Source organism: Mesorhizobium shangrilense, assembly GCF_040537815.1.
Taxonomy (GTDB): Bacteria; Pseudomonadota; Alphaproteobacteria; order Rhizobiales; family Rhizobiaceae; genus Mesorhizobium; species Mesorhizobium shangrilense.
This window is the reverse complement of sequence record NZ_JBEWSZ010000001.1, coordinates 2,878,168-2,901,344: the sequence shown is the minus strand read 5'-3', so window position 1 is coordinate 2,901,344 and position 23,177 is coordinate 2,878,168. Positions and strand designations below refer to the sequence as shown.

Genomic DNA, 23,177 nt, shown 5'->3' with positions numbered 1-23,177 from the left:
GTCAGCCTTTCCGTCCGGAGAGCCGTTCCTGCAGCGCCGTCATGATGACGGCCATGACGAGGATGACGCCATAGGCGATCTGCAGCACATAGGTGGAGACATTGAAGGCGGTCAGCACGCTCTGCAGCAGGAAGATGTCGATGGCGCCGATCGCGGCGCCCAAGAGTCCGCCACGTCCGCCGGCAAGGCTGACGCCGCCAAGCGCGACAGCGGCAATGGCGATCAGCGTGTAGGTCGGTCCGATGTTGGGATCGGCCGAACCGATCAGCGCCGTCAGCATCAGGCCGGCGCAGGCGGCCAGCATGCCGGTCATGACATAGGCGATGAAGCGAACCTTGGTGACGGGAACGCCGGCCGTGTAGGCGGCGCGGTCGTCACTGCCGACCGCCATCAGCTGGTCGTAGTAGGGGGTCTGCCGCACCAGCCACCAGAACATGAAGATCAGCGCCAGCGGCACAGCTGACCAGGGACCCGACATCGCCTTCAGCCATGCCGGCGCCGGGCCGATCGGCGCGGGCAGGATGGTCAGCGTTATGCCGGCAAGGATCAGGTAGGTGCCCAGTGTCGCGACGATCGGCTGGATGCGCACGACGGTGGCCAGGAAGCCGTTGGCAGCCCCGACCAGCGCGCCGATCAGCAGCGCCGCTGGCACGATGATCAATGGCGAGGAGACGCCAAGCGTCAGGAACAGCCACTGGATCACGATCGCGTTGACGAAGCCCATCAGCGGCCCGACGGAAATATCGATGCCGCCGCGTCCGGCCAGGATGACGGGAGCCGAGGCGACCGCCGCGCCGATCAGCGGCGCGGCGAGACCGATCAGCGTGCCCCAGGCCGAGGGATGGAAGCGGGCCGGGTTGAGCAGCAGGTTGACCGCCGCCAGGATGACCAGCAGCACGACCGCGAAACCCGCGCCGCGCAATTTGCGCCAGGAGCCCATCATGCCGCGCGTCCGAACATGGCGGCGATCACGGCGTTGCTGTTCATCTGCGCTCCGGTGATTTCAGCCGCCACCTGCTGTTCACGAAAAACCAGAACGCGATGGCACAGCAGCAGGATTTCCTCGATCTCGCTCGACAGGATGACCAGCGACATGCCGTCGGCGGCCAGTCCCCTGAACACGTCGTAGAGGATATGGCGCGTCGCCACGTCGACGCCGCGCGTCGGGTCGTTGAGCAGCAGGAATGCCGGCTCCAGCGCCAGCGCTCGGGCCAGCAGCACCTTCTGCTGGTTGCCGCCCGAAAGCGTGGTGATCGCGGCGTCCGGCCGTGGTGCGACGATGGAGAGCTTTTCGCGATACGCCTCGTAGCGCTGCCGCCGTCGTGAGAAATTGAGCAGGCCGAAACGCATGTCGCGCGACAACGTCGAGACAGCGAAATTGTCCAGCACCGACTGGGTCGGAAAAATGCCGGTGGCGCGCCGGTCTCGCGGCAAATAGGCGATGCCGCTGGCGACCGCCTTGCGAAAACTGGTCACAGCGCGCGGTCCAGCTGGCGTGTCGATGATCACATCGCCGCCGACAGGTTTCTCCAGGCCGGCCAACGCCTTCAGGAACCGCTCCTGCCCATGGCCGTCCAGGCCGGCAAGGCCGACGATCTCGCCCGGCGCGATCGTCTGTGTCACGGGGAGGGCACCGGGCGCGATGACCAGGCCACGCACCGAAAGGGCAGTCAGATCAGCCATGCGCGAGCTCCGCCGCGGTGCGCGGCGCCATCGCCTTGAGCAGTTCGGACGCGGTCGATGTGCCGCGCTCTTCCGTTGCCACCACATTGCCGCCGCGCAGCACGGAAATTCGGTCGGAAAGCGTCATCACCTCGTCCATGCGATGGGTGATGAACAGGATCAGGCAGCCCTCCGAGGCCAGCTTGCGCATCATGGCGAAAACCGCCTCGCGGTCGGCGAAGTCGAGCGCGGCCGTCACTTCGTCGAGAATGAGAATGCGCGGCGTGCGGACCACCGCGCGGGCAAGCACCACTAGCTGCTGGACCGCCAGCGGCAATTGTCCCGCTGGTTGGTCTAGAGGGATCTCGGTCACCGCGAATTGTTTCAGCACCGCTTGCGCCCGGCGCTGCCGTTCCGCCCGTGGCACGTTTCGTTTCAGCAAGCCATCGAGGCCGAGCAGGATGTTGTCGGTCACCGAGCGGTCGGGTGCGATCAGCACTTCCTGGAACACGGTGGCGAAGCCGGCGGCCTGGAATGCCGCCGGTCCGAAGCCGGAGAAGGGTGCTCCGTCAAGCCGGATAGTACCGCTATCGGGTTGGACGATCCCCGACAGGAGTTTGACAAGGGTGCTCTTGCCCGAGCCATTCTCGCCCAGGATGGTGTGGATCGTGCCGGCGCGAAACGCGATCGAGGCCTTCGCCAGCGCCACCGTTTCGCCATAGCGTTTCGAGACATCCTGGACTTCCAGCATGGCAGGTTCCTGTCAGGGAAAACCGGCGCCGCGCATGTGACGCCGGCGTTCAAGATATTACTTGGCGCAGGCGTCCGGCACCTTCGAATAGTCCCAGCCCTGGGTCGGCGCAGGATTGGCGAAATAGGCATTGAGCCATTCCTCCGGCATCGGGTCCTTTGGCGGGACCGGGAAGATCGAAACCGCGTCCGGTGTCATGCAGTCCTTGTACCAGGCGCCGAGATCCGCGCTGTGAACCGGCGGGATCGGGATCAGCAGCGTGTTCAGCTTGGGCTTCTGGCCATCGAGCATGCGCACGCCGATGCGAAACAGCGTCTCGGCGGTCCAGTGCGGCAGCACTGCATGGCCTTCGAAGCGGTACTTGTCGGGATTGGCCTTCCAGTAGCCCAGCGCATCGCCGGTGATCGAACCGGTGATCAGCGGAGCAGGCCTTCCGGCTTGCGCAAAGGCTTCCGCGACGACGCGGCTTTCGCTGCCTGTCGTCCACACCGCGTCGATCGGCGCCGGATTGGTGGCGATCGCCTGCAGCACCACGGTCTTGGTGACGTTTGCCGTCCAGTTGCCGTTGACGTTGCGCGCGATCTTCAGCTTCGGATTCTCGGCCAGCGCCTTGTCCGCGCCCTGGCGTTCCTGCACCACGATCGGGTGGCCGGCAATGCCTTCGACCAACAGGATGCTGGCGCCGTTCGGGTCGGCCTTGCCGATCGCCGTCATCATGTCGTAGCCCCAACGCGCATAGTTGGAATCGACATTGATCGCATTCGGGCTGGTCACCGACCCGGCGGCGGTCAGGAAGGGAATGCCGGCCTTGGCGGCGGCATCGATGGCGTCATCCAGTGCGGTCGCCGAGCCGGGGATCGAGGTGATGATCGAGCACTTCTTGTCGATGAAGGCGCGGATCTGGTTGATCTGCTGGCTGGCATCGTTGTTGGAATCCGAGACTTCGAAGCTGGACACCGTGCCGTCGGCAATCAGCCCGTCGACAAGACGCTTCAGTTCCTTGGTCACCGTGACCCGCCACGGATTGCCCTGGTAGGATTCCGAATGGCACCATTTCCACGGCTTCGGCGGCGGCGTGAAGTTGTCCCAGGCCGAGGGCAGGATTTTCTGCGGCGCGCCGTCATACTGCGCCTTCAATTCAGTCGGCAGTCCCGCGATCACCCCCTGCACATCCTCGGCATAGGCAATCGTCGTGATCGATACAAAGGCGGTTGCGGCCAGAAGGCCGCGCATCATGCTTTTCATTGTTCTCCTCCGTTCTAGTTGTTTCAGGCTCCTCCACCGGCAGCGCCGGACACCCGCGCCGGGAAGCTGTCCCGAAACAGGCGATTGAGATCGGCGATGACGGGAGCGGCGGCGTGCCGCTCGACCAGGCCGAGATTGATGCGATCGGAGGCGCTCTGCTGGAACGCCATGTAGCCATCGTGCCGCGGCCTGACCCATGCGCCGTCGAGCGTGGCGCGCGTATCCCTGTAGAAATTGCCGGTCGCTGCGTTGACGGCAGGATCCTCCCAGGCCGCGGCATGGCCGGGCTGGCCGCCAGCTACGGCATAGGGGCCGCGCTGCACGTCGCCGCTGGCGATCCAATAGGCGAAGTCGATCGCCGCCTGCTTCGCCTTCGAAAAGGCCGAGACGGCGATACCGGTTCCGCCCAGTGCCGAACCGACCGGGCCGGCATCGCCGGCGACCGGGATGTCCGTGAAGGCAAGGCGATTGGGCCGGAAACCGGCGATGGCGTAGGAAACGTAGCCATAGATCAGCGGCGCGCACTGGGTGCGCGAGCCGGTCGCGGCCATATCCTCGGAAACCGCGATCGGGTCCATGCCAAGGCAGGCCGGATCGACGAGGGCGGCGATCTCTCGCATCATCTCGAAAACCTGCTTGCCCGTCTCGATATCAATGAGATCGCCGGGCGCATCGGTTGCGCACGGGCGGCCGAGATTGCCGGCAAGCGTGTAGAGTGTCATCAGCGAATGCGGCGGCCGCAGCGGCAACAGGACATGGCCTCGCCGCGCCAACTCCAGCACCTCGGACCAGCGCGTTGGTGCCGCATCGAGCCGGTCCGGCCGCCACGCCTGCACCTGGCTGGCAGCGTCGATCGGAAATGCCCACTGTCGGCCTTGCCATGTGTAGCTTGGATAGGACTGGCCGAGGCTGCCGTCCCTGAGTGCCGCGCGATCCGCTTCCCGCCCGGCAACATCAAGCGGTGCCAGGCAATGCTCGGCGGTGATCTGGCCGACATGTGGATGGTCGATGACGATCAGGTCATAGGCGCGCGCCAGTTCCTCGACGGGAAAGGATTCGAAATCCTGCAGCGAGCGCTTGTCCCATTCGATGGCAACGCCGGTCTTTTGCTCCCACAGGGACGAGCAGGCGACCATCGGATCGTAGCCGCGCGGGTGGCTCCAGGTCATGCCCTTGAGGGAGCGTGCGTTCACAGGCCGAATTCCTCGCGTATCCGCGCACTATGCTCGCCAATGCGTGGCGCGGCACGGTCGACCTTGGCCCGCACCCCGTCGACCCGGAGCGGCGAGCTGGTTGTGAGGATCGAGACATCATCCTCGCGTGTCACGGTCTGCAGCATGTCCAAGGACTGGAACCCCTCGCTTGCCAGCATCTCTGGCCAGGTCAGCACCTTGGCGCACCAGATGTCGGCCGGTTCGAGTATGGCCAGCCATTCGTCAATGGTCTTGGTGGCGATCCTCTTAGCGATGATCGCCTTGATGTCGTCGCGCGCGGTGAACCATGTTGCCGGCTTGTCGCGATAGGGCGTCAACTCCTCGAGCGACAACAGGTCGGCCAGCTTGGGGATCGGCGTCATGGCGATGGCGAGATAACCGTCCTTGGCCGGGTAGACGCCATAAGGCGCCGACAGATAGGCATGCGCGCTGCGGAAGTTGGATCGCTTGGGCAAGCGGCGGCCATCGTTGAGATGGGTGGTCAGCACCTCGAACTGGAAGTCGACCAGTGCTTCCAGCAGGCTGGTTTCGATATGGCTTCCCTGGCCGGTGATGCCGCGCCGCACGAGCGCGGCCAGAATGCCTTGCGCGCAGGCCGCGCCCGCCAGCATGTCGCCGATGGCGAGGCCGAACGGCACGGGTCCCTGGTCCTCATCGCCATTCAGCCACATCACGCCGGAGCGCGACTGCGCCAGCAGGTCCTGGCCGGGCCGCTTGACCCATGGACCGTCCTCGCCATAACCGCTGATCGAGGCATAGACGAGGCGCGGGTTGATCTCACGGACGGACTCGTAGTCCAGGCCCAGCCGTTCGATGACGCCCGGACGGAAATTCTGGATCAGCACATCGGCCTTGGTCAGCAATTCGCGCAATGCCTTGAGATCGGCCTCATTCTTGAGGTCGATGGCAAAACTTTCCTTGGCCCGGTTGATGGCATGGAAGATGGTGGAATCGCCGCCGATCTCGGTGTCGCTGAGATAGAGCCGGCGCGACAGGTCGCCGCCATCCGGACGCTCGATCTTGATGACGCGGGCGCCGAGATCGAGCAGCCTGAGCGAGCAATAGGGCCCTGACAGGAACTGGCTCATGTCGACGACGACAAGACCGGCGAGCGGCAATTCGGCTGCTGCCGGCATCATCATTTCTCCGTCTTGCCGACGAAGTCGGCGGGGTTACGGTACTTCACCGTCTGCAGATGCTCGCAGTAGAGAACGAGCTCGCCTTCGCCCTTGAACACCTCGTAGCTGGCGCGGATCAGCCCCATCTCCTTGTAGCGGGGCTTCTTGTCGAGGTTGGAGCGGATCGAATAGATCGTGTCACCAATGAAGACAGGTTTTATGAAACGCAGTTTGTCGTAGCCGTACGAAAACGCGTTGACGCAATTGGTGGCCACCAGCCCCAGGCCGGCTGAGAAGACGAAGGCGCCAGCGATCAGCCGCTTGCCGAAAATGCCTTCCGTCTCGGCAAACATCTGGTCCTGCACATAAGGGTGGATGTCGAGCACCAGTGTGTTGAAAAGGTGGCTGTCGCCCTCCGCCATTGTGCGGCGCAACGACCGGATCTTCTGGCCGGCCGGCCAGTCCTCATAGAACCAGTTCTCCGCGTTCCAGACAGGAAGATCGGCATGGTCCTTCGGCATGTTGGCGGGATGCGTCGAGGCAACGCCGACCGTGGGCGCGAAATCGTTCATGGCCGGCTCCGCCACTCTTGCGCAAGGCGCAGCCAAACCGTCGGAACACGCGTCAAAGCGTCAAAATGCATGACGTCTCCTCCCGTCAATCTTCTTTTGTAAATAGTATTTTCACATATGGGGTTGCGTTGCAAGCGAGTCTCGGCGAAATTTTGGCCGTTCCGGGTGCGCATGCGCTGGCGGAACAGGGGAGGAAATCATGCAAAATGCCTGTCTGGTCTTTGTCGGCAGCCTGAACCGCGAGGCGCCATATTTTCAGGGCGCGCGCGGCGTTGGCCTCGGCGTCTACAGCTTTGATGAAGCGACGCTGGAGACACGAAAGCTGGCCGAGACCAACGATGTCGACAACCCGACATTCCTGTCGGTGACGCCGGACGGCTCGCGCATCTATGCCAACTCGGAAGTGTTCACCTGGCGTGAGGGGACGGTGTCGGCTTACGGCTTCGATCGCGCCTCGGGCACGCTGGGCTATCTGAATAAGCAGCCTTCGCTGGGTAGCATCACCGCCCACAACATGATCACCCGCGACGGGACCAAACTGCTGGTCGCCAATTACGGCATGGGGCAGGGCGGCCCAGATCGAGCCGTGGCGGTCTACGGCTTCGACAAGAATGGTGCGTTGTCGGCGCCGCTGGCCAGCGTTTCACACACCGGCACTGGTCCGAATGCAGCACGACAAGAGCGCTCTCATGCCCACAGCGTCACCGAAACCATCGCTGGTGGGACAGCCATCGTCGCCGATCTCGGCATCGACAGGCTGGTGTCCTACCGGATCGAGAGCGATGGCAGCCTGAGCAGGCTCGCCGAATCCGCTCTGCCAGCCGGTGCCGGCCCGCGGCATCTTGCCCTGCACCCGAAAGGGCGCTTCGTCTTCGTCATGAACGAACTGGACTCGTCCATCGTGTCGATGGCGCTGGACGAAGCCACGGGCAAGCTGTCGTTGATCGATGCCAAGCCGGCGGTGCCCACCGAGGCGCGCGACAGTAACCACTGCGCCGATATCCAGATTTCGCCGGATGGCCGGTTTGTCTACGGCTCGAACCGTGGCCACGACAGCATCGTCATCATGGCCGTCGACCAGCAGACCGGAGCGTTGAGCCTGGTGGATTATGTCCCCTGCGGCGGCGCCACGCCGCGCAACCTGGCCCTGACGCCTTCAGGCGGCCACCTTTTCTCGGCCAACCAGAATGCCAACCGCATCTCCATTTTCGCCCGCGATGCCGCCAACGGCCGGCTGACTGACACCGGATGCTCGATCGAGATCGGCACGCCGATGTGCGTGAAGATCGTACGCTGATCTCCCGAGCCAATCAGTGGTGATAGAGGCGGCCGCGCTCTTTCGCTGGCTGCGCTTCCGTACCATGCGTTCGGAGGTATTCACGGCCTTCCAGGCGGTGTTTGAGCGATACGATCTTCTGGTGTGTCCAACCCTGGCGGCGATGCCGGTCGCCAATGCCTCCGATGGTAACACCGTTGGGCCGGCCGGCCTGTCGGCGCAAAACCTGCCGATCGGCCTGCAGATCATCGGCCGCCGCAACGCCGATGCCGATGTCATCGCGGCGAGTGCCGCCTTCGAGCGGATTCGGCCATGGGCAAACACCTATCGAATCTGTCACAAGACCGTCGCGGCAGCGGCCGCAAGGAGCAATGGCGCGAACGAGGCCACGAATGGACTTGTCTTTTGATCTCGGCCGGGGGGCTGCCTCGCTTGGACATCGTTTTCTGATCGGCCTCCAGCCGGGTCATGTGCTGGGCGACCACGACAAGCGGCTGCTGTCGCTGCTCAAGCCGGCCGGCGTGGTGTTCTTCCGCGCCAATTTCCTCGCCGACGCGCCCTATGACGACTGGCTGGCGGCGCACCGCAAGCTGATGGCCGACATCCGCGAACATATCGGGCGCGACGAGGTCCTGTTTTGCATCGATCATGAGGGTGGCGGCGTGCTGAGGCCGCCGGCGCCGATCACGCCATTCGCCTATGCAAGGCGCTGGAAGGAACAGGCTGCCGATGTCGGGCGCGCGATGGGGATCGAACTGGCCTCGCTTGGCTTCAACGTCAACTTTGCTCCCGTGCTCGACGTCAATTCCAATGCTGACAACCCGGTCATCGGCCAGCGTGCCTTCGGCGCCACGCCGCAGGAAGTGACGACGGCGGCGCGGCCGTTCCTCCAGGCAATGCAGGCCGAGGGCGTTCTGGGCTGCCCAAAACATTTCCCCGGCCACGGCGACACCAGCGTCGATTCGCATTACGGTCTCCCGGTCGTCGACATCGATGCCGCAACCTTCCGCAACCGCGAACTGGCGCCGTTCCGTGATATGGCGGACGCGCAGGCGCGCATGATCATGACCGCCCATATCGTTTTCCCGCGGATCGATCCCGGCACGCCGGCGACGATGTCGGAGGTCATGCTGCAGGACATCCTGCGCGGCGAACTCGGCTTCAAGGGTGTCGTCGTCTCCGACGATCTCGGCATGGCCGCGATCTCGTCGATGCTCGACCGGCCGGAAACCTCGATCAAGCTCGCCAATGCCGGCTGCGACCTGCTGTGCATGTGCGCCTATTGGGCCGACACCTCGCTGATCCTGCGCATGACCGATCATATCCTGGCAGGTGTGCGCGACGGCTCTGTCGCCGAGGCGACGCTGGCCCAGTCGCACCAGCGCATCGCCGCCCTGTTGTCGTCCGCGCCACAGCATGCCGTGCGGCGCCTGCCCGACGACGCCTTTGCCCAGCACAGCACCCTGGCGCCCTTGCGCGACAACAGCCCGCGCAAGGTTTCAGAAGGTGGTGCCGCGACGGTGTAGGCGGTGCACCCAGGTCGAGGTTACCTGCTACTTCGCGGCCTCGGCCAGCAAGGCCATCCTGGGTGGACCCACCGAGCCTCTTTCGATGATCCCGGTTGGCAGAATGAGCCTTTCAGGCGGTCTCGTTTCGCCCTTCAAGCGGCGAATGAGCAGTTCCGCGACGCTTTTGCCAAGCGCATAGACGGGCTGGTCTATTACGGTGATGGGCGGGGTCGTGACGCTCGTCCAGTCTGCATCATGGAAGGTGATCAGCGAAATGTCTTCGGGAACCCGCAGGCCGCGCTGGCGGATCACCTTGAAGATCTCCAGCGCTATGACGCTGTCTGAGGCAAGGATCGCCGTCGGCCGATCGGGCCCGGACAGCAGCTTGTCGGCGACCCCTCGCGTCTCGTCAGGACTCGTCGCACCAAGGCGAACATAGCGTTCAGGCCGATCAATTCCGGCCTCTCGGCACACGGTGAGGAAACCGTCGATACGCTCGCGAACCGACGAAGTGTAGATTTGCCCGAGATCGCGGTATTCATGCCCCTCGGAGTCGACGGCGGTGACATAGGAAATGTTGCGGTGGCCGGCGTCCGCAAGGATGCGGGTCGCCCGCATGGCGATGCCGCGATCGTCAACCGTGACCGTGTCGACATCCAGGTCGGGCAGCGCCCGGTCAAGCAGGGCAAGCGGCCGGCCTGAACGGTGGATGTCGCGCAGATGCGAGATGTCACGCGATTCCGACGGCGTGACGATCAGTCCGTCGACGCGCTTGCCGATCAGCAGCCGCACAGCCGCCTTTTCCGCCTCGATCCGCTCGCCGGAGTTGGCCAGGATGACGTTGAACCCGGCCGCCCTTGCCACATCGCTGATGCCGCGCACCGCGAGGCTGAAGAACGGGTTCTCGATGTCGCCGACCACCACCCCGATGATGCCTGACCTGCCGGTGGTCATGCTGCGGGCCAGTTCGTTCGGACGGTAGTCCAGTGTCTTGGCGGCGGCCATGACGTCGGCGCGGATCGTGTCGCTGACGACGCCGTATTCGCCGAGCACGCGCGCGGCGGTCGCTTTTGAGACGTTTGCCGCGCGGGCGACGTCGCTGACTGTTATCGACCGGGTTTTGGGCGCGGTTCTTTTCATCGGATGAACGACTACAAGAGTTGTTGACGGAAGGTCAATCTGGCGATAACGATTATCAAAGAGACCGGTCTCGCGCAATAAGAGACCGGTCTCTTTTGGAAAATGAAGAGACAAGAGGCGTGGTGACAGCCCGGCGTGCAGGCCGCTCCGCGGCGACGGACGATGTGAGGTGTGAAATTACGGGCTCTACGTAAATGCCAAGAAGAACAGACCTTCAGAGTGGAGAGAAGACATGAGCAGGACAGGAATTCTCAAGTCGTTGATGTCGCCGGTCCGAGCCGGCGCAATGGCTCTTATGGTTGTGTGCATCGGAGCAGGTTTGGTTTCGCGGGCAGCTGCCGCGGATGACAATCCCTATGGTCTTATCGATGCGAAGGTCATCAGCGTCGGTACCATGGGAGACGCCAAACCCTACGCTTTCACCCAGGCGGATGGCACGTTCACGGGGTTCGACATTGAATTCTTCCGCAATGTTGCAAGCCGCATTGGATTCAAACCGGATCAGGTGATCTTCACCGGCCAGGAGTTCTCGGCGCTGATGCCCTCGGTTGCCAATGAGCGCTTCGACGTGGCTGTCGCGGCGATCGGCACGACGGAAGCGCGCAAGAAGACGGTCGACTTTTCCGACGGCTATCTCGCAGGCTACCTGTCGGTGCTTACCGCCGACAAGGCGATAACTTCCGCGGACGGGCTCAAGGGCAAGCGTCTTGGCGTCGTGCAGGGTACGCTGCAGGAGATCTACGCAGCGAAGAATTTTGTCGGGACCGATCTCGTTAAATTCCCCGACAACAACTCCGCCGTCTCCGCGCTGAACAATGGAACTGTCGACGCGCATTTCCTCGACTATGAGGCCGCCAAGCAATATGGCGAGCGCTATCCGGGGCTGACGATAGCGGTCAATATTCCTTCCTTCGACGCGCCCGCCGGCTTCGTCGTGCGCAAGGGCAACGACAAGCTCCGCAATGCGCTGAACACTGCCCTGCATGCGGCCATGCAGGACGGCACCTGGAAGACGCTTTACGAGAAGTGGTTCCCTGGCTCGCCGATGCCTGACGAATATCTCCCCAAGAAGTGACCGCGCCTGCCGCCGGCCGTGATGGCCGGCGGCAGGAAGACACGCGTCGCGCCAGATTTCGGCACGGCGCGCATAGCGCAATGGAAAAGGGGATCGAATGAACTGGCTTGAAAACCTGCGCCGCAGTTTCCTCGACTGGCAGGCCATGGCTGACGTGCTGCCAAGCATGATCACCATCGGATTGAAGAACACCTTGATCCTCGCCGCCACGTCCACGGTGCTCGGCGTTATCCTCGGCATGATCCTGGCCGTCATGGGCATTTCGCAATCGCGCTGGCTGCGCATTCCGGCCCGGGTCTACACGGATATTTTCCGTGGCCTTCCGGCGATTGTTACCATTCTGCTGATCGGCCAGGGCTTCGCCCGCATCGGCCGCGAAATCTTCGGGCCGTCGCCCTATCCGCTCGGCATTCTCGCCCTCAGCCTGATCGCCGGCGCCTATATCGGCGAGATCTTCCGCTCAGGCATCCAGAGCGTCGAGCGCGGGCAGATGGAAGCCTGCAAGGCGCTCAGCATGAGCTACGGGCAGGGCATGCGCCTGATCGTGATCCCGCAAGGCATCCGCCGCGTATTGCCGGCTCTGGTCAACCAGTTCATCGGCAACGTCAAGGATTCCAGCCTCGTCTATTTCCTCGGCCTGCTCGCGTCGGAACGCGAGATTTTCCGTGTCGGTCAGGACCAGGCGGTGGTCACCGGAAACCTCTCGCCATTGCTCCTGGCTGGCGTGTTCTATCTCGTCATCACCGTGCCGTTGACCCATGTGGTCAATTACATCGACAACTCGTTGCGGGTCGGCAAGCAGAAGGCCGGCCTCGTCACCAGTGGCCTTGCCGAGGTGAGCGAACTGGAAAGCGCCATCAGCAGTCCTCCTTCGGAGACCAGCGCTGAAGGCAGTTCGGCACTTCCCCGGTTCAAGGGCGGCAGTCTCGCCATCAGCAATCTCGACATGGCCTATGGCAATCTCGATGTCCTCAAGGGCGTCAGCCTGACGGTCAAGCCGGGTACGGTCACTTGCGTCATCGGTCCGTCAGGTTCGGGCAAGTCGACGCTGTTGCGCTGCCTCAATCGCCTGGTCGAGCCAAAGGGTGGCGAAGTGCTGCTCGATGGCGCGAGCATCCTGGCGATGAAGCCTGAAAAGCTGCGCCGGCGTGTCGGTATGGTGTTCCAGCATTTCAATCTGTTTCCCGACCACACAGCCCTTGAGAACGTCATGCTGTCGCTGACCAAGGTCAAGGGAATCCCGGCGCGGGAGGCCGAGCGCATCGCCGAGGCGCGCCTCGCCGATGTTGGCCTTGCCGCCCGCAAACACCATCGCCCCGGGGGTCTTTCCGGTGGCCAGCAGCAACGTGTGGCAATCGCCCGTGCATTGGCAATGGATCCGGAAGTCATCCTGTTCGACGAGGTGACCAGCGCTCTCGATCCGGAACTGGTGAAGGGTGTCCTCAACCTGATGGCGGACCTCGGCCGGCGCGGCATGACGATGGTCGTCGTGACCCATGAAATGGGCTTTGCCCGCAAGGTCGCCGATCAGGTCGTCTTCATGGATGAAGGTCGCATCATCGAGGCCGGCACACCGGCTGCGATCTTCGACACTCCGAAAAGCGAGCGTCTGAAGCACTTCCTTGCCGAGGTGCTTTGATCCGCGCGATCCCTTGGCCCCGAGATGCGTAGACACGCCTTCGCCGGCCGCTCAATCCATCCTCTACACAGTGAAAGAATATTCCATGGCTAAATTACATCCGGTCTCCAAGGTCGTCGTTGTCGGCGGTGGCATTTTCGGTGTGTCCTCGGCCGTTCATCTTGCGCGGCTCGGCATCGAAACGATCCTCGTCAATGATGGACCGCTCGCCAAGGGTGCGTCCGGCCGCTCGCTGGCGTGGCTCAATTCCGCGCGCAAGCGGTCGGCCGAGTATCATCGCCTGCGCATGATCGGCATCGACCGCTACCGGACGCTGTCGGCGAGATTTCCGGATGCTGCCTGGTTGCGTTTCGACGGCGGCCTGACATGGGATCCGGACAACGCCTCAAACGAGATCGCTGATGTCTTCGCCCATGAAAAATCTCTCGGCTATGACGCGCAGCATTTGTCCGCCGGTGCTATTGCGTCAGTCGCGCCGGGCATCGATGCAAGCGCTGTCACGCCACAGGGCGCGATCTTCAATCCGGGCGAAGGCTGGGTCGACCTGCCGTCGCTGATCGAGATATTGATTGCGGAATTCGTGCAGCGTGGCGGCCAGCTTGTCACCGATGCCGGAAGCGCAGCAGTCACGATCGTCGACGGTCGCGCCACCGGCGTCACCACGACAAGCGGCACCAGCTTTGATGCCGATGCGGTGCTCCTGGCGACCGGCGGCAATGTGCCGAGAATGGTTGCGGACTCAGGCCGGCATATCGCCGACGGGACGCCGATCGCGCTGCTGGTCAGGACCAAGCCGGTCAGCTTGGCCCTTCGCGCCGTCCTCAATACGCCGCGCGTCGCCATCCGCCCGACGCCGGACGGAGCCTTGGCGCTCGACTCCGCCTGGTCGGAAGAAGAGGTGGTCGTCAATCCTGACGGCACTTATGGCGTGAAGGATTCGACTGTTCAGGGGCTTCTTGTCGAAGCCTCGAAGGTCCTCGAGGGACATCCGAAGCTAGGGTTGGAAAGCTACGGTGTCGGCCCCAAGCCGATTCCCGGAGACGGCGAGCCGGTATTCGGCCAGTTGAAGGACATCGAGGGATACTACGTTGCCTTCAGCCACAGCGGTGCAACGCTTGGCCTGATCGCCGGCGAATTGCTGGCCGGCGAGATCGCCACCGGGAAAGAGCACCCACTCCTTGCAAACTTTCGCCCAGCTCGGTTTTCTCGGTAATAGTCGCAGAAGAGGAACGGAACGCTTCCATGGTTCGGCAGCTGTGCCGAACCATGGCTGCTTCCCGAATGCGAACCGCGCGCTCCTTGCCGCCGCCAGGGCATTCGCGGCAAGGCCGCTGATCACGTCGAGTGGCCCGATCGGCATCTGGAGCACGATTTCAGTCACGCCGGCATGGGCAGCGTCGAGTGACGACGGATCGGCCAGATCACCAAAGGCGAGATCGATCCCTGCTTTCGCAAGGTTGGCGCCTCCCGCTCCATCTCGGACCAGGGCGGTGATTGCGAAGCCACGCCTTGCCGCTTCGCGCGCGACCGCGCCGCCCTGGACGCCATTACCGAAAGGCTTGGGCCTACCCAGACCAAGCCAGCCATTTTCGACGAAGGGGAAAATAGGCACGCGGTACTGGAATGTCTATGTGTCAAAACGCGACTGCGGACATTCTCGCTGACGCCGAAGCGCTTTCCTTCTCCTCGTTTCACAAGGAGAAGGTGCCGGCAGGTGATCTGCCGGCAGCGCTGTCAACGACAATCAGAGACCCGCAAACACGCTCTTCACCGCATCGGCCGTCTTCGAAACGACGATGTCGGCTTCCTCGCGGGTCAGGCAGAGCGGTGGTGCGAAGCCGAGAATGTCGCCCTGCGGCATGGCGCGGCCGATGACGCCGCTTGCGGCAAGTGCTGTCGCCACCTGCGGTCCGATCTTCTGCGAGGCATCGAAGAACACCCGGTCGTCCTTGTCGGCGACGAATTCGACCGCCGCCAGCATGCCGTCGCCGCGCACGTCGCCGACATGTTTGTGGCTGCCGACCGCCTTGGCGAGTTCGGCGCGGAAATAGGCGCCGGTCTCACGGGCGTTCGTCACCAGGTCCATCTCGTCGATCAGTTCGAGATTGGCGACGCCGGCGGCAACGCAGATCGGATGCGCCGAATAGGTCCAGCCATGGCCGAGCGAGCCGAGCTTGTCGGAACCCTCGACCAGCACCTGCCACATCTTGTCGGCGACGATGACCCCCGACAGCGGCGCATAGGCCGAGGTCAGGCCCTTGGCGATGGTGATCAGGTCCGGCTTGATGCCGTAGTGGTCGGAGCCGAACATGGTGCCCAGCCGGCCGAAGCCCGTCACCACCTCGTCGGCGACCAGCAGCACGTCATACTTCTTCAGCACCGCCTGGATCTTTTCCCAATAGCCGGCCGGCGGCGGCACGATGCCGCCGGTGCCGAGGATCGGCTCGCCGATGAAGGCGGCGACGGTCTCGGGGCCTTCGGCCAGGATCATCTCCTCCAGCTTGTCGGCGCAATGCTGCGAAAACTGCTCCTCGCTCATCGAGCGGTCGGCACGGCGGAAGTAATAGGGCGCCTCAGTGTGCAGGATCGGTGCGCGCGGTAGGTCGAACGCGTTGTGGAACAGGTCGAGCCCGGTCAGCGATCCCGTCATCACGCCCGAGCCGTGATAGCCGCGCCAGCGTGAGATGATCTTCTTCTTCTCCGGCCGGCCCAGCACATTGTTGTAGTACCAGATCAGCTTGATGTTGGTTTCGTTGGCGTCCGAGCCCGAGAGGCCGAAATAGACCCTCGACATGCCCTTGGGCGCGCGGTCGATGATCATATTGGCCAGCGTGATCGACGCCTCGGTGCCGTGGCCGACATAGGCGTGATAGTAGGCGAGGTTCTTTGCCTGGGCGGCGATGGCGTCGGCGATCTTCTGGCGGCCATAGCCGACATTGACGCAATAGAGGCCAGCGAAGGCATCGAGGCTCTTCTTGCCATTGTTGTCCCAGACGGTGACGCCTTCACCTCCGGCCATGATCCGCGTCGGGCTCTCGCCGCGCGCATGCATGCCCATATGGGTCGAGGGATGGAAGAAGTGGTCGCGATCCCAGGCGTTGAGTTCGTTGGACTGGTCGAGCATTCTTTTGACTCCTTGAGGATGGCCGGACGAACTATGAGATGTCCAGGCAGAGATACTTCAGATCGGTGAACGCTTCGAGCCCGTGGCGGGAGCCCTCTCGGCCGATACCGGATTGCTTGATGCCGCCGAACGGGATCGGCGCGCCGGTGATCTTGACGCGGTTGATGGCGACCATGCCGTAGTCGAGCGCGCGGCCCAGGCGCTGCTGGCGCGCGCCGTTCTCGGTCACGACATAGGCGACCAGGCCGTATTCGGTAGCGTTGGCGCGGGCGACCACCTCGTCCTCGCTGTCGAAAGGCGTGACGGCGGCGACAGGGCCAAAGGTCTCCTCGCGCATGATCAGCGCCTCATCAGTGACATCAGCCAGTAGCGTCGGCTGGTAGAACAGCGGCCCGGCCGGGTGCCGCTTGCCGCCGATGAGACAACGCGCGCCGTGGCTCATCGCGTCGGCGACCTGCTCCTCGACCTTCGCGACGGCGCGCTCATGCATCAGCGGGCCGATGTCGATGTCATCGGCAAGGCCACTGCCGGTCCGCAACGCCTCGATGCGCCTGGCGAAAGCGGCGCAGAAACGCTCGTGGATCGGGCGCTGGACATAGATGCGGTTGGCGGCGAGGCAGTCCTGGCCCGATGTGGCGAACTTGGCGTCGATGGCGATGCCCACCGCCTTGTCGAGATCGGCGTCGGCAAAGACGATCAGCGGTGCGTGGCCGCCAAGCTCCATCACCAGCCGCTTCATCGTCGGCGCACTCTGCGCCGCAATCAGTCGGCCGATCTCGGTCGAGCCGGTGAAGCTCATGGCGCGGACACGCGGGTCTTCGCACATCCGACCGACGATCGTCGAAGCGTTGCCGGTGATGATGTTGAAGACACCAGCGGGCAGTCCGGCGCGCTCGCCAAGTTCGGCCAGCGCCAGCGCCGACAGTGGTGTTTCAGAAGAGGGGTGCGCAACGATGGTGCAACCTGCGGCGAGTGCTGCCGCAGCCTTGCGGGTCAGCATCGCCGATGGGAAATTCCACGGCGTCACGACACCGACGACACCGAGCGGTTCACGCCGAACCATCATTTCGGCGTTCGGCAGATGGCTGGTGACACTCTCTGCGTTCAGGCGTTTTGCTTCCTCGGCATACCACTCGACGAAGGAGGCAGCATAGTCGATCTCGCCGAGTGACTCCTGCAGCGGCTTGCCCTGCTCCAGAGTCATCAGCAGGGCGAGGTCGTCTTTCGCGGCGATGATCAGCTCGAACCATTTTCGCAGGATTTTAGAACGCTCCTGCGGCAGCAGCGATCGCCAGGCCGGAAAGGCACGCGCGGCAGCATCGATCGCCTTCGTTGTCTGCTGTGCATCGAGCGCGGCTACGAAGGCGACGGTCGCGCCGGTGGCCGGATCCGTGACCTCGAAGCTTTCAGCCGCCTCGCTCGCCGTCCAGTGGCCATCGACATAGGCGAGTTCGCGCAGCAGCCGGCGGTCGGCGAGGCCGTCTAGCGCTTCGTGGCGGTTCTGGCGGGCGAAGTGCGCGGACATGGTCTGGCCTCCCGGTTCGGGTTGATGCGGGAAGACTATCTGCCACGGATAGACAGAGAGGCTCTTTGGTGGCCCGTCCGTAGAGAGACTCTCTCTATTGTGCCGCCGAGGTAGACGATCTCTCCGACCTTAGACCGATGCCGGCAAAAGGTCGGCCACGGGCAGTGTGATGTCGTCCTTCACGGTCTTGGTGACGATGTAGGTGAAGTAGCGGTCGATGCCGATCTCGCGGTCGAGCAAGCCATCGACCAGGCGCTGATAGGCGTCGATGTCGCGTGCCATCACTTTCAGCACATAGTCGACGCCACCGCCCACCGACCAGCAGGCGACGATCTCGGGAATGTCGCGGATAACGCGTTCGAAGCGGTCGAAATCGGCCTGGCGATGGCTGGCCAGCGTCACCTCCATCAGCACGGTGGCGACCGGCGCGACGGCGCGCATGGCGATCCTGGCGTGATAGCCCGAGACGATGCCGGCCTTTTCCAGCTTGCGCAGCCGCATCCAGCACGGGGTCGGTGACAGCCCGACCTTTTCGGCCAGTGCCAGCTTGGTGATGCGTCCGTCGCGCTGGATGGCGTCGAGGATTTTCAGGTCGATCGGGTCGAGTTTCGCGGCAGTCATCAGCATCCACTTTTTCGTCGACGGTACCATGACTGCGCATTATTTCGATTGTCAATTGCACTGATTTGGATCTCTAATAAGTCATGACATTGTGGCAACCCGATCCCGCGCTTATCCGGCGGCCAGCCTACCAGTCGCTTGCCGACCAGTTCGCGCGCGCCATCCACGACGGACGCCTTGCCAATGGGGCGCGGCTGCCGACCCATCGCCGGCTGGCGGACGACCTCAAGCTTTCGGTGCAGACGGTCAGCCGCGCCTATGAGGAATTGATCCGGCGCGGCCTGATTTCGGGCGAGATTGGCCGTGGCAGCTTTGTCCAGACGCAACGGCGTGAACCCGAACCACCCTATCTGCCGGAGCGCCTCGGCGAGGTCATCGACCTCTCGATCCTGAAGCCGGTCTGCGAGCCGATGCATCTGGAGCGGCTGAAGCAGGCGCTGGGCTGGCTTGCCGAGAACCTGCCGTCGAGTTCGGCGCTGTCGTTCCGGCCCAACATGGTGTTTCCGCGCCACCGCGCGGTGGCGGTCGAATGGCTGAAGCTGTGCGGCCTCGACACTTCAGCGCAGAACATCAGCCTGACCAATGGTGCCACGGCCGGCATGACGGTGGCGCTGATGAGCGTGGCGCCGCCAGGCTCGACCGTTGCCACCGAGGCCATCGGCCATCACACGCTGGTGCCGCTGGCCCGCTATCTCGGCTTCAACCTTCAGGGCTTGCCAATCGACGGCAATGGCCTGATCCCCGAGGCGCTGGACGAGGCCTGCCGTCTCTCGGACATCCGCGCCGTCTTCGTTCAGCCTTCGGTGATCAATCCGACGGCGACACTGATGGATGCCGCGCGACGCGAGCAGATCGCGGCGGTCGCCCGCAAGCACGACATCGCCATCATCGAGAACGATGTGCTGGGTCCGCTGGTCGAGGACCGGCCGCCGCCGGTCGCTGCCTATGCGCCGGAGCGCACCCTCTACGTCACCTCTTTCACCAAGATCACCGTGCCAGGCCTGCGCATTGGCTATCTCGCCGCGCCCGACCGCTACGTCGCCGCCGTCGCCAACCGGCACCTGGTTTCCAACTGGATGGCGACGCCGATGGTGGCGGAGATCGCCACCAAATGGGTGACCGACGGCACGGCGATGGAGCTTGTCCGTTGGCAACGCTCCGCGTTGCGGCGGCGCCAGGATATCGCGGCCGAGGTGCTGGCCGGCGTCGACTACCGCGCCCGGCGCGACGGGCTGCATGTCTGGCTGCAACTGCCCGCCGACCGCGCCGAGGAGAGCTTTGTCGCCCAGGCCCGGCTGCAGGGCGTGGCGATCGCGCCTGGCACATCCTTCCGCATCTCGGACGCGCCATGGCATCCGGCGGTGCGCATCTCGCTGGGGTCGACCACGGAGGGGGAACTGCGCGCCGGCCTTGGCGTTGTCACCAAGCTGCTGCTTGGCGATCCGGAGCATCTGTTGCTGGCGATTTAGGCCGATAGTGCTTCGAAATGTGCGCAATCAGAATAATTGTCATGATATTATTTTCCCAATTGACATGATTTGGCGCGTTCCGCATCGTTAAGGGCACTGGCTTCTCCAGCACGGGGAAATTCATTTGTCCGCATCCGCGCCCATCATCAAGATCGACGGCATCTCGAAGAGCTTCGGCAGCTTCAAGGTGCTGGACGGGCTGTCGATGCAGGTCATGCCGCGCGAGAAGCTGGCGCTGATCGGCCCATCCGGTTCGGGCAAGACGACGATCCTGCGCATTCTGATGACGCTGGAGCGCATCGATGGCGGCCACATCCAGATCGAGGGAGAGCAGCTCTACCACATGGAGCGCAACGGGCAGCTTCTGCCGGCCGATGAGCGGCATCTCGCCCGAATGCGCCAGAAGATCGGCATGGTCTTCCAGCTGTTCAACCTGTTTCCGCACAAGAGCGTCATCGACAATGTCACGTTGGCGCCGATGCTGACCAAGGGCACGCCGCGCGCCGCCGCCGAAAAGCGGGCGATGGAACTGCTCGACATGGTGGGCATGGCCGACAAGGCCAAGGCCATGCCGGCGCAGCTGTCCGGTGGCCAGAAACAGCGTGTGGCGATCGCCCGGGCGCTCGCCCTGCAGCCGAAGATCATGCTGTTCGACGAGGTAACGTCTGCGCTCGACCCGGAACTGGTCGAGGAGGTGCTGAACGTGTTGTGGCGGCTCTGCGCCGAGACCGACATGACCATGCTGCTGGTCACCCATGAGATGGGTTTTGCCCACGACTTCGCCGACAGGGTGCTGTTCTTCGATCGCGGCAAGATCGTCGAGGAGGGCAAACCCGACGAGATTTTCCGCAATCCCAAACAGGAGCGCACGCAAGGCTTCCTGAAGAAGATCATCGCGGCCGGACATCGCGTCTGACCGTCATGCCACGGGTGGCAAGGCCGTCCCGTAACCAAACAACGACAAGAAACAAGGAGTTGGGAACAATGAAAAAACTTGGCATTCTGGCCGGCGTCGCCGGCCTTGCATTTACAGCCGTCCTGGCCGCCTCGAGCGTGGGTTCGGCTGCCGACACCAAGCTCGAGCAACTGAAGGCTCAAGGGTTTGCCCGCGTCGCCATCGCCAACGAGCCGCCCTATACGGCGGTCGCCGCCGACGGCAAGGTTTCGGGCGCGGCGCCCGACGTGGCCCGCGAGATATTCAAGCGGCTCGGTGTCGCCGACATCGTCGCCTCGATCTCGGAGTATGGCGCGATGATCCCCGGCCTGCAGGCCGGCCGTTTCGACGTTGTCACCGCTGGTCTGTTCATGAAGCCGGAGCGTTGTGCCGCGGTCGCCTATTCCGAGCCTGTGCTGTGCGACGCCGAGGCGATGCTGGTGAAGAAGGGCAATCCGAAGGGCTTCAAGAGCTATGAGGATGTCGCCAAGGACACGACCGCCACGATCGGCGCGCCGGGCGGCGGCACCGAAGAGAAACTGGCGCTCAACGCCGGCGTGCCGCGCGAGCGCGTCATCGTCGTGCCGGACGGCCAGAGCGGCGTGAAGATGCTGCAGGACGGCCGCATCGACGCCTATTCGCTGCCCGTCCTGTCGATCAACGACCTGATGAAGAAGGCCAATGATCCGAACCTGGAGGTCATCGCCCCGGTGCAGGGCGCGCCGGTCTATTGCGACGGCGCTGCCTTCAAAAAGGGCGACGAGGCGCTGCGCGATGCCTTCGATGTCGAACTCGCCAAGATGAAGAAGTCCGGCGAGTTCGCCAGGATTATCGAGCCCTACGGCTTCTCGGCTGCTGCGGCGATGTCGACGACGCGCGAAAAGCTCTGCTCGGCGAAGTAAGCGCCCTCTTTCCTTCTCCCCGTAAACGGGGAGAAGGACCCAAGAACCACCAACGTTGGAACCTAAATGACCCAGTGGTCCGGCTATTTCGGCCTGATATTGCAGGGAGCGCTTGTCACCATCGAGCTGACGCTGATGGGGTCGGTGCTAGCGCTGATCATGGCCTTTCTCGCCGGCATGGGGCGGCTGTCGCGCTTCTTCGTGCTGCGGGCGCTGGCCACCGCCTATATCGAATTCTTCCGCGGCACCTCGATCTTCGTGCAGCTGTTCTTTGCCTATTTCGTCTTGCCGTTGATCGGCCTCGAGCTGGCTCCGCTGCAGGCCGGCGTGCTGGCCTTGGGCTTGAATGTCGGCGCCTATGCCGCCGAAGTGGTGCGCGGCGCCGTGCAGTCGATCGGCCGCGAACAGCACGAGGCCTGCATCGCGCTCAATCTCGGCCGCTGGCAAGGCATGCGCCATGTCATTCTGCCGCAAGCGTTTCTGGTGATGCTGCCGACCTTCGGCAACAACGCCATAGAGCTGCTCAAGGCCACATCTGTCGTCTCGCTGATCTCGCTCGCCGACCTCACCTTCCAGGCGCAGGTGGTGCGCGCCCAGACCGGCAACACGATGGTGCCGTTCACCAGCATCCTGATCATCTATTTCATCCTGGCACTGCTCATCTCATGGGGCGTGCGTTCGCTGGAGCGCCGCCTGGCGCGCGGCCTCGATGGGGTGCGCGTCTGATGGCCGGGGTCCGCTGATGGATTGGGATTGGAATTTCGTCTGGCAGATCATGCCGACGCTGATCCAGGGGGTGAAGATCACCATCCTGGCGACGCTGCTCGGCTCGGTGCTGGCGGCGATCGTCGGGCTGGGCATCGCGCTGGCGCGCCGTTCGCCAAACAGGGCCTTGTCGCGCACCGTCGGCTGGGCGGCCGAGTTCATTCGCGGCACGCCGCTGCTGGTGCAGCTGTATTTCATCTTCTACGTGTTGCCCGACATCGGCATCCTGCTGCCGCCGCTGGTCGCCGGCGTCATCGGGCTTGGGCTGCACTACGGCACCTACACGGCGGAAGTTTATCGCGCCGGCATCGACAATGTGCCGCGCGGCCAATGGGAGGCCGCCAAGGCCTGCAACCTGAGCGCCACGCAGACCTGGACGCACATCATCATCCCGCAAGCCATCCCGCCAATGATCCCGGCGCTGGCCAACTATTTCATCGCCATGTTCAAGGAGACGCCGCTCTTGTCGGCGATCACCGTTCTGGAACTGATGAACCAGGCGAAAAGCGTCGCCAACACCTACTATCGCTATATCGAGCCGATCACGCTGGTCGGTGCCTTCTTCCTCGTCATCAGTCTCTGTTCGGTCGTGCTGCTGCGCTGGCTGGAACGCCGCTACGGCAAGATCGAGAGGTAG

Annotated in this window: 22 protein-coding genes and 1 pseudogene; 11 read left to right on the top strand and 12 right to left on the bottom strand. The window is 63.6% G+C overall.

Going from position 1 to position 23,177, the window contains the following annotated elements:
• Window position 1: 1 nt before the first annotated feature.
• The 7 genes from ABVQ20_RS14440 to ABVQ20_RS14410 are packed head-to-tail and all read right to left on the bottom strand — an operon-like array spanning window position 2 to window position 6,562.
• Window positions 2–943: an ABC transporter permease gene (locus ABVQ20_RS14440; protein WP_354460184.1), complete on the bottom strand. Its 942-nt coding sequence runs from the start codon at window positions 941–943 to the stop codon at window positions 2–4.
• Window positions 940–1,683, bottom strand: a complete 744-nt coding sequence (locus ABVQ20_RS14435) for an ATP-binding cassette domain-containing protein (protein WP_354460183.1) — start codon at window positions 1,681–1,683, stop codon at window positions 940–942. Before ABVQ20_RS14435 ends, ABVQ20_RS14440 begins: the two co-directional genes overlap by 4 nt.
• Window positions 1,676–2,413, bottom strand: coding sequence for an ATP-binding cassette domain-containing protein (locus ABVQ20_RS14430; protein ID WP_354460182.1), 738 nt, complete (start codon window positions 2,411–2,413; stop codon window positions 1,676–1,678). The genes ABVQ20_RS14435 and ABVQ20_RS14430 overlap by 8 nt, the downstream gene beginning before the upstream one ends.
• 57 nt (window positions 2,414–2,470) lie before the next feature.
• Window positions 2,471–3,658: an ABC transporter substrate-binding protein gene (locus tag ABVQ20_RS14425; protein WP_354460181.1), complete on the bottom strand. Its 1,188-nt coding sequence runs from the start codon at window positions 3,656–3,658 to the stop codon at window positions 2,471–2,473.
• A gap of 23 nt (window positions 3,659–3,681) precedes the next feature.
• Window positions 3,682–4,827, bottom strand: coding sequence for an ABC transporter substrate-binding protein (locus ABVQ20_RS14420; protein WP_354462179.1), 1,146 nt, complete (start codon window positions 4,825–4,827; stop codon window positions 3,682–3,684).
• 20 nt (window positions 4,828–4,847) lie between these two features.
• The gene (locus ABVQ20_RS14415; RefSeq protein ID WP_354460180.1) at window positions 4,848–6,008 is read right to left on the bottom strand and encodes a CaiB/BaiF CoA transferase family protein; all 1,161 of its coding nucleotides are present in this window, start codon (window positions 6,006–6,008) and stop codon (window positions 4,848–4,850) included.
• 2 nt (window positions 6,009–6,010) lie between these two features.
• Window positions 6,011–6,562, bottom strand: a complete 552-nt coding sequence (locus tag ABVQ20_RS14410; RefSeq protein ID WP_354460179.1) for a MaoC family dehydratase — start codon at window positions 6,560–6,562, stop codon at window positions 6,011–6,013.
• Window positions 6,563–6,761: 199 nt separating this feature from the next.
• Here ABVQ20_RS14410 and ABVQ20_RS14405 point away from each other — a divergent pair, with 199 nt between their 5' ends.
• From ABVQ20_RS14405 to ABVQ20_RS14395, 3 genes are read left to right on the top strand one after another with little or no spacing between them, the layout of a single operon-like run.
• Window positions 6,762–7,859: a lactonase family protein gene (locus ABVQ20_RS14405; RefSeq protein WP_354460177.1), complete on the top strand. Its 1,098-nt coding sequence runs from the start codon at window positions 6,762–6,764 to the stop codon at window positions 7,857–7,859.
• Between the two features lie 16 nt (window positions 7,860–7,875).
• Window positions 7,876–8,247 (top strand): hypothetical protein, encoded by a 372-nt coding sequence (locus ABVQ20_RS14400; protein ID WP_354460176.1) that lies wholly within the window; start codon window positions 7,876–7,878, stop codon window positions 8,245–8,247.
• Window positions 8,231–9,364 carry a glycoside hydrolase family 3 protein gene (locus ABVQ20_RS14395; RefSeq protein ID WP_354460175.1) on the top strand — a complete coding sequence of 378 codons (1,134 nt, stop codon included), beginning with the start codon at window positions 8,231–8,233 and terminating at the stop codon, window positions 9,362–9,364. The genes ABVQ20_RS14400 and ABVQ20_RS14395 overlap by 17 nt, the downstream gene beginning before the upstream one ends.
• 27 nt (window positions 9,365–9,391) lie before the next feature.
• Here ABVQ20_RS14395 and ABVQ20_RS14390 read toward each other — a convergent pair whose 3' ends face one another.
• The gene (locus ABVQ20_RS14390; protein ID WP_354460174.1) at window positions 9,392–10,486 is read right to left on the bottom strand and encodes a LacI family DNA-binding transcriptional regulator; all 1,095 of its coding nucleotides are present in this window, start codon (window positions 10,484–10,486) and stop codon (window positions 9,392–9,394) included.
• Between the two features lie 232 nt (window positions 10,487–10,718).
• On the opposite strand from ABVQ20_RS14390, the gene ABVQ20_RS14385 reads away from it, so the two are divergent.
• From ABVQ20_RS14385 to ABVQ20_RS14375, 3 genes are all read left to right on the top strand, one after another.
• Entirely contained in the window at window positions 10,719–11,561 is an 843-nt protein-coding gene (locus tag ABVQ20_RS14385; protein WP_354460173.1) for an ABC transporter substrate-binding protein, read from the top strand.
• Between the two features lie 97 nt (window positions 11,562–11,658).
• Window positions 11,659–13,200: an amino acid ABC transporter permease/ATP-binding protein gene (locus tag ABVQ20_RS14380; RefSeq protein WP_354460172.1), complete on the top strand. Its 1,542-nt coding sequence runs from the start codon at window positions 11,659–11,661 to the stop codon at window positions 13,198–13,200.
• A gap of 85 nt (window positions 13,201–13,285) precedes the next feature.
• Complete coding sequence (locus ABVQ20_RS14375; RefSeq protein ID WP_354460171.1) at window positions 13,286–14,413, top strand: NAD(P)/FAD-dependent oxidoreductase; 1,128 nt, start codon at window positions 13,286–13,288, stop codon at window positions 14,411–14,413.
• Between the two features lie 90 nt (window positions 14,414–14,503).
• Here ABVQ20_RS14375 and ABVQ20_RS14370 read toward each other — a convergent pair.
• From ABVQ20_RS14370 to ABVQ20_RS14355, 4 genes and pseudogenes are all read right to left on the bottom strand, one after another.
• Window positions 14,504–14,812, bottom strand: a pseudogene (locus ABVQ20_RS14370) (NmrA family NAD(P)-binding protein); the annotation flags it as partial.
• 132 nt (window positions 14,813–14,944) lie between these two features.
• A complete protein-coding gene (locus ABVQ20_RS14365; protein ID WP_354460170.1) occupies window positions 14,945–16,324 on the bottom strand; it encodes an aspartate aminotransferase family protein in 1,380 nt (459 codons plus the stop codon).
• A gap of 31 nt (window positions 16,325–16,355) precedes the next feature.
• A complete protein-coding gene (locus ABVQ20_RS14360; RefSeq protein ID WP_354460169.1) occupies window positions 16,356–17,849 on the bottom strand; it encodes an NAD-dependent succinate-semialdehyde dehydrogenase in 1,494 nt (497 codons plus the stop codon).
• Window positions 17,850–17,978: 129 nt separating this feature from the next.
• Window positions 17,979–18,470, bottom strand: coding sequence for an Lrp/AsnC family transcriptional regulator (locus ABVQ20_RS14355; protein ID WP_354462178.1), 492 nt, complete (start codon window positions 18,468–18,470; stop codon window positions 17,979–17,981).
• A gap of 83 nt (window positions 18,471–18,553) precedes the next feature.
• Here ABVQ20_RS14355 and ehuR point away from each other — a divergent pair, with 83 nt between their 5' ends.
• From ehuR to ehuD, 5 genes are all read left to right on the top strand, one after another.
• Window positions 18,554–19,939 (top strand): MocR-like ectoine utilization transcription factor EhuR, encoded by a 1,386-nt coding sequence (gene ehuR, locus ABVQ20_RS14350; protein ID WP_354460167.1) that lies wholly within the window; start codon window positions 18,554–18,556, stop codon window positions 19,937–19,939.
• 124 nt (window positions 19,940–20,063) lie between these two features.
• Window positions 20,064–20,855 (top strand): ectoine/hydroxyectoine ABC transporter ATP-binding protein EhuA, encoded by a 792-nt coding sequence (gene ehuA, locus ABVQ20_RS14345; protein ID WP_354460166.1) that lies wholly within the window; start codon window positions 20,064–20,066, stop codon window positions 20,853–20,855.
• A gap of 68 nt (window positions 20,856–20,923) precedes the next feature.
• On the top strand, window positions 20,924–21,775 hold the full coding sequence (gene ehuB, locus ABVQ20_RS14340; RefSeq protein WP_354460165.1) for an ectoine/hydroxyectoine ABC transporter substrate-binding protein EhuB: 852 nt from the start codon (window positions 20,924–20,926) through the stop codon (window positions 21,773–21,775).
• 66 nt (window positions 21,776–21,841) lie between these two features.
• Window positions 21,842–22,501, top strand: a complete 660-nt coding sequence (gene ehuC, locus ABVQ20_RS14335; protein ID WP_354460164.1) for an ectoine/hydroxyectoine ABC transporter permease subunit EhuC — start codon at window positions 21,842–21,844, stop codon at window positions 22,499–22,501.
• Between the two features lie 16 nt (window positions 22,502–22,517).
• A complete protein-coding gene (gene ehuD, locus ABVQ20_RS14330; RefSeq protein ID WP_354460162.1) occupies window positions 22,518–23,177 on the top strand; it encodes an ectoine/hydroxyectoine ABC transporter permease subunit EhuD in 660 nt (219 codons plus the stop codon).